Origin of the sequence: Actinomadura sp. NPDC048032 (genome assembly GCF_040653175.1) — a bacterium.
GTDB classification, from domain to species: domain Bacteria; phylum Actinomycetota; class Actinomycetes; order Streptosporangiales; family Streptosporangiaceae; genus Spirillospora; species Spirillospora verrucosospora.
In genome coordinates, this window is the sequence record NZ_JBEZJP010000051.1 from 23,650 (window position 1) to 29,655 (window position 6,006).

The following is a 6,006-nucleotide window of genomic DNA, read 5'->3' on the forward strand; positions in this document are numbered from 1 at the left end:
GAACTTGTGTCGGCCATGGTGACGATCCGGCTATCCGATGTCAATATGTTGAACGCACGAATCAGGCGCAGCCGGAACGGCTGCGCCTGGGTGTTCCGTATGTCAGAACGACGGTGGGGTCATTGCGCCGACGAGCACGGCGTTGCGGTCGGTGGCGTTGCGGTACCAGTGCGACAGGCCGGAGTCGTAGGTGATCGAGTCGCCCTCGTAGAGCGTGTGGACGGTGCCCGCGATGGACACCATCAGCTCGCCCTCGGTGATCAGGATGCACTCCTCGCCGGGGTGCTCGAACGGCGCGCTCTCGTTGCTCCACCCGGCGGCGACCTGCGCCTTGATCATGCCGAGCCGTCCGTTCATGTGCGGCGTGATCAGGGTGTACTCGAGGTTCTCGTCGGCCAGCAGCAGGCGCCGGTGGGTGCCCGCGCGGACCAGGGCGCCGGCCTCGGTGTCGGCGAGGAAGAACCGGCCGACCGGCACGTCGAGCGCCTGCGACAGCTTCACGAGCGTCGTGAAGGAGGGGTTTCCCTGGCCGCGCTCGATCTGGCTCAGCAGGCCGGGGCTCAGGTCGGAGGCCTGGGCGAGGGCGGCGATGCTGAGGCCGGCGGCGCGGCGCAGCTCGCGCACGAGGTTGCCCACGACCGCCATGGACGGCGTCGGCGGCGTCGGCGGCGTCGGGTCGCCCGGTCTACCGGCCTCTGTCGGCCTTGCGCTGCGCGGCATGGTGACAGCCTGCCCGACCCGGGCAGGTGGCGTCAATATATTGAACAGCGCGAAGCGCCGGCGTCGGGAACGAGTTCGTCCTTGACGCCCTTCTCGACGTAAGTATAGCTTACGCCCCCTAAGTGACAGTAACGATGTGGTGAACCGCCACGACGAGCGAGGGGGCGCTGACCAGCGTGTTCGAAACCTCCCTGAGCGGTCTGCTCACCGGCCGGGTCGCCCTGGTCACCGGTGCGGCCGGCGCGCTCGGCGAATCGATCTGCCGCACCCTCACCCGGGCGGGCGCCGAGGTCGTCGGCGTCGACCTGGCCGAGGGCGGCGCCTGCGACTTCGTCGCGGACGTGGCGACGGCCGATGGCAACCGGCTCATGGTCGCCGAGGCCCTGCGCCGCCACGGGCGCCTCGACGTGCTGGTCCTCAACGCCGGCGTGCAGTTCGTCGCGCCGATCCCCGAGTTCCCCGAGGAGCAGTGGGACCGGCTCATGGACGTGATGGTCAAGGGCCCGTTCCTGGCCATGAAGGCCGCCTGGGCGGAGCTGACCGGCCGCCCGGCGTCCCGCGTCCTGATCACCTCCTCCGTCTCCGGCCTGGTGGCCGAGCCGTTCAAGGCCGCCTACGTCTCGGCCAAGCACGCGGTCAACGGCCTCACCAAGGTCGCCGCGCTGGAGGGGGCGCCGCACGGACTGACCGTCAACGCGGTCGCCCCCGGCTGGATGTCGACGCCGATGGTCGAGCGCCAGCTGCCGGAGCAGATGGCGCTGCGCGGCCTCACCCGCGAGCAGGTGCTGGAGCTGATGCTCGACCGCCAGCCCGTCAAACGCCTGATCGGCACGGACGAGGTCGCCGCCCTCTTCGCGTTCCTCGCCAGTGATCTTTCCTCCGCGGTGACCGGCGTCTGCCTACCGGCGGACCTCGGCACGCTCGCGTCCTGAAGTACCCACCGTTACCGAAGGGATCAGCCATGTTGCGCGACAAGTACGAGCCGTGCGTCCTCACCGCCGCCGTGACCGGCGGCGACGTCCTCCCGAGCCAGAGCCCGCACATCCCGTGCGGCGCGGAGGCCATCATCGAGGAGGCCGTCGCCGCCGCCGAGGCGGGCGCCACGTGCGTCCACCTGCACGCCCGCGAGCCCGACGGCCGCCCCTCCGGCGACCCCGGCCTGTTCCGCGAGATCGTGGCCGGCGTCCGCGAGCGGTCCGACGCCGTCATCAACATCAGCACCGGCGGCACCCCGGGGATGCCCGAGGAGCAGCGCCTGGCGGGCATCCGCGCCTGCCGGCCGGAGATCGGCACCCTGAACCTCGGGACGATGAACTACGAGGGCTTCCCGGACAGGGCGCGCTGGCCGAAGGTGCGGCACGCCTGGGAGCAGGAGGTCCTGGACAAGTCCGGCGAGGGCGTGTTCACCAACACGCTCGGCACCATCCGCCGCTTCGCCGCCGAGTTCCGCGACCTGGGCGTGACGCCGGAGCTGGAGGCCTACGACCTCGGGCACCTGTCCATGATCCGCTTCCTGCTCGACGAGGGCACCCTCGAGGGGCCCGTGCGGATCCAGCTCGTGCTGGGCGTGCTCGGCGGCGCCGGCAACGCCCTCGACGACTTCTTCATGCTGTCCCAGGCGGCCGCCCGTATCCTCGGACCCGACGCTGCGAGCCTCAGCGTGGCCGCGACCGGTTTCCCGGGCGAGTTCCGCCATGTCGCGACCGCGCTGTCGTGGGGCGCCGACTGCCGGGTGGGCCTGGAGGACAACATCCGGGTCCGCCGCGACCGGCAGGCGGAGAGCAACGCGGAACTCGTCCACGTCGCCACCGGCCTCGCCGATCTGCTGGCCAGGCCGATCGCGACGCCCGACGCGCTGCGCAGCGAGCTCGGACCCTGGTACAAGGCCTCATAGAGGAGTGGAAGCGCATTGGCTGCTCGACCGCCGGCACATCACCAGAGCGGCAACAAGCGCCCCGGCCACTTCGGCGGTCCGCCCGCCGAGGGGGCCCGCGGCGACGAGGCGCCGGACGGTGACGCCGACGCCGTCAAGACGCTGCTCGGCCGCAACATCAACAGCCTGCGGACCCAGCGCGGAATGGCGGTCCGCGACCTGGCCGAGCAGGCCGGCGTGTCGGCGGCGTTCATCTCGCAGGTCGAGCACGGAACGGCGTCGCCCTCGGTGCCGACCCTGGTCCGCATCGCGCAGGCGCTGCGGGCCCACATCGGCGACCTGTTCCAGGCGACGCTGTCGCGCAGCCAGATCGTCCGGCACGACGAACGCGCCGCGTACGAGTACCCGGACCGCGGCATCACCGAGGCCCAGGTCAGTTCGGACGCCAGCGGATGCCTGGAAGTGCTGTGGGTGAAGCTCGAACCCGGCGGCGGGACCGGCCCGGAGCTGTTCGCCCACGGCGCGGACACCGAGTTCGTGTTCGTCCTCAAGGGGCAGGTCGCCATCACCGTCGGGTCGGAGACCCACCGCCTGTCCGCCGGGGACAGCCTCACCTTCCCCGGCAAGGACGTCCACGGCAGCCAGAACCTGTCCCGCGGTTCGTCGGAACTGCTCTGGGTGCAGACGCCCGCCTCGTACTAGAAGAGGTCTCGGCGCGCACCCTTCACCCTGTCCCTACGGTCGTCGGGAAACGCCAGTGAACCTCTCCGAGAAGCCGACCGGCTTCGTCTCCATGCCGCAGGGCTCCGTCGCGTACTGGCGCGCCGGCACCCCCGGCCGGACCCCGATCGTGTGCCTGCACGGCGGGCCCGGCCTGCCGCACTCCTACCTGGCGCCGCTCGCCCGGCTGGGCGCCGACCGGGAAGTCGTCTTCTACGACCAGGCGGGCTGCGGGGAGTCCGGCCGGCGGCCGCCGGGGCCGTCGTGGACGATCCCGTACTTCGTCGAGGAGCTGCGGGCGGTCGTGGCGGCCCTGGGCCTGGAGGAGTTCCACCTCTTCGGCAACTCCTGGGGCGGATGGCTCGCCCTGGAGTACGCGCTCGGCGACCCGCCCGTTCCGCCAATTTCTCTCCTGCTCAACAGCTCTCCGCCGAGCGTGGCGAGCTGGATCGGCGGGGTCCGCGCGCTGCGCGCCCGGCTTCCCGAGGACGTGGTCCGGACGCTCGACGAGCACGAGCGGGCCGGCACGGTCCGTTCGCGCGAGTACCGGGACGCCCTCGCCGTCTTCAACCGCCGGCACATGTGCCGGACGCGGCCGTGGCCCGCACCGCTCAAGGACGCGCTCGGCGGCTTCGGCGACGAGGTGTACGCGGCCCTGTGGGGGACGAGCGAGTTCGGCCCGGTCACCGGCGCGCTCGCGGACTGGGACGTCACACCGCGCCTGCCGCGGATACGCGTGCCCACCCTCGTCACCTGCGGGCGCCACGACGAGGCCGCACCGGAGCACATGGCCGTGCTGGCGGACGGCATCGCGGGCGCCAGGTTCCGGGTCTTCGACGACAGCTCGCACATGGCGTTCCTCGAAGAGCCGGACGCCTTCATCGCCGAGATCTCGGCGTTCCTGACCGACGTCGAGGCGCGGCGCCGGTGAACCCTCTCTCGACAAGGACGGGACGATGAGCGAAACCAAGGTCGGCCGGATCGGCCCCAAACCGACGGCGCGAAGCCGGGAGGCGGTGTGCTCCAGCGCGCACCCGCTGGTGACCGACGCGATGCTCGACATCCTGCGCGAGGGCGGCAACGCCATCGACGCGGCCATCGTCGGAAGCCTGCTCAACGCGACGATCCAGCAGGACATGACCGGCCACGCGGGCACCGTCACGATGCTGTTCTGGAACGCCGAGCAGGGCCGGTGCCACGAGCTCAACAGCATGGGCACGATCGTGCCGGGGCTCGCGCCGTTCCGCCCGGTCGCCATCTCGTCGGGGCCGTACACCGCGATCCCGGAGGGCCCCTGCGCGGTCATCCCCGGCTTCATGCCGGGGCTCAAGGCGATGCACGAGCGGTTCGGGTCGCGGCCGTGGGACCGGCTGTGCGCGCCGTCGATCCACTGGGCCGAGGAGGGCCACGAGGTCGACTCCTTCGAACACCTGGTCCTCGGCCACAGCGCCGAGCTGTACATGAACACCGCGTCCGGGCGGCGCCACTTCACCCCCGACGGGCACCTCCCGCAGGCCGGCCAGCGGTGGCGGAAGCCGGAGCTGGCCCGGACGCTGACGAAGCTGGCCGCCGAGGGGCCGGACCTGTTCATCGACGGTGAGTGGGCGCGGCTGTTCGTCGAGCGGGCGAACGAGGTCGGCTGGCCGATCGAGATGCGGCACATGCGCCAGGACGAGCCCCGGTGGGGAGACGGCCTGCGCTACCGGCACGGCGGCGTCGAGGTCGTCCAGCAGGCGCCGCCGGAGCGCCAGGCCGTCATGTCGGCGATGGTCCTCGGCATCCTGCACGAGCTGGGCGTCGCCGAGCTCGGGCACTACGCCGAGTCGCCCGAGTCGCTGTACTACATGGCGCACGCGCTGCGCCGCGCCGCGTACGAGACCGGGTTCATCAACGACCCGGAGGTCTTCGAGGACCCGAGCAGCGTGCTGATGTCGCGGGAGTACCACCGCGCGCTCGCCGCCGTTCTCCGGATGAGCCGCACCAAAGTGGACCTCACCGAGCACGTCCGGCTCACCTCGGCGCCGGGCGCGCTGGGCGAGGCGACCGGCCGGTCGGGCGAGTCCGTCGGCAGCTGCGAGCTGAGCGTCGTCGACGCCCAGGGCAACTGGGTCCAGCTCGTCAACACGGTGCAGGGCGGAGGCGTCCCGGGCCAGGTCATCGGCGGCGTCCCGATGATCGGCAGCACCATGACGAGCAGCCTGACCGCCATGCTCGGCGGCTGGCTGACCGGCGGGGGGCGGATCCGCTCGGTCATCGGCAACACGCTGCTCCTGCGGGACGGCCGCCCGTGGCTCGCCCTCGGCACGCCCGGCATCCCGCACATCACGGTGCCGCAGGTCATGACGAGCATCCTCGAACACGGCCTGGACCCGTACGCGGCCGACGACGCGCCCCGCATGCTGCCGCTCGCCGACGACTACTCCGTGACGGTCGAGAGCCGCCTGCCCGCCGAGGTCGTCGCGGAGGTCGCCCGCATGGGGATCCTCGTCCGTCCGATGGCGCCGTACCAGTACCAGATGGGCAGCTTCCACATGACCTGGCGCGACGACACGGGGACGCTCCACGCGTCCGCCGGCCCCCGCCGCGCCGGCCAGGCCGCAGGCCTCTGACCGGCACGCGCACGCCTGGCGCGGTCCCACCGCACCAGGCGTGGGCGTGCCGGCCACACCCGCGGCGGGCGGGGTCAGGGGTGG

Annotated in this window: 6 protein-coding genes; 5 read left to right on the top strand and 1 reads right to left on the bottom strand. The window is 72.0% G+C overall.

Annotated elements, in window-relative coordinates; translation table 11 throughout:
* Positions 1–102: 102 nt before the first annotated feature.
* Positions 103–720, bottom strand: a complete 618-nt coding sequence (locus tag AB0C69_RS10095) for an XRE family transcriptional regulator (RefSeq protein WP_360352164.1) — start codon at positions 718–720, stop codon at positions 103–105.
* Between the two features lie 176 nt (positions 721–896).
* Between AB0C69_RS10095 and AB0C69_RS10100 the strand changes: the two genes are divergently transcribed.
* From AB0C69_RS10100 to AB0C69_RS10120, 5 genes are read left to right on the top strand one after another with little or no spacing between them, the layout of a single operon-like run.
* A complete protein-coding gene (locus AB0C69_RS10100) occupies positions 897–1,652 on the top strand; it encodes an SDR family oxidoreductase (RefSeq protein ID WP_360352167.1) in 756 nt (251 codons plus the stop codon).
* Between the two features lie 29 nt (positions 1,653–1,681).
* Positions 1,682–2,614: a 3-keto-5-aminohexanoate cleavage protein gene (locus tag AB0C69_RS10105; RefSeq protein ID WP_345177372.1), complete on the top strand. Its 933-nt coding sequence runs from the start codon at positions 1,682–1,684 to the stop codon at positions 2,612–2,614.
* A 15-nt stretch (positions 2,615–2,629) separates the two neighbouring features.
* The gene (locus AB0C69_RS10110; protein WP_345177370.1) at positions 2,630–3,295 is read left to right on the top strand and encodes an XRE family transcriptional regulator; all 666 of its coding nucleotides are present in this window, start codon (positions 2,630–2,632) and stop codon (positions 3,293–3,295) included.
* A gap of 55 nt (positions 3,296–3,350) precedes the next feature.
* The gene (locus AB0C69_RS10115) at positions 3,351–4,244 is read left to right on the top strand and encodes a proline iminopeptidase-family hydrolase (RefSeq protein WP_360352171.1); all 894 of its coding nucleotides are present in this window, start codon (positions 3,351–3,353) and stop codon (positions 4,242–4,244) included.
* Positions 4,245–4,269: 25 nt separating this feature from the next.
* Complete coding sequence (locus tag AB0C69_RS10120) at positions 4,270–5,922, top strand: gamma-glutamyltransferase (RefSeq protein WP_360352174.1); 1,653 nt, start codon at positions 4,270–4,272, stop codon at positions 5,920–5,922.
* Positions 5,923–6,006: the final 84 nt, after the last annotated feature.

Excerpts from the sequence above, each read along its gene's own strand:
- AB0C69_RS10095 (WP_360352164.1), bottom strand. The coding sequence starts at position 720 with ATGCCGCGCAGCGCAAGGCCGACAGAGGCCGGTAGACCGGGCGACCCG.
- AB0C69_RS10105 (WP_345177372.1), top strand. The coding sequence starts at position 1,682 with ATGTTGCGCGACAAGTACGAGCCGTGCGTCCTCACCGCCGCCGTGACC.
- AB0C69_RS10120 (WP_360352174.1), top strand. The coding sequence starts at position 4,270 with ATGAGCGAAACCAAGGTCGGCCGGATCGGCCCCAAACCGACGGCGCGA.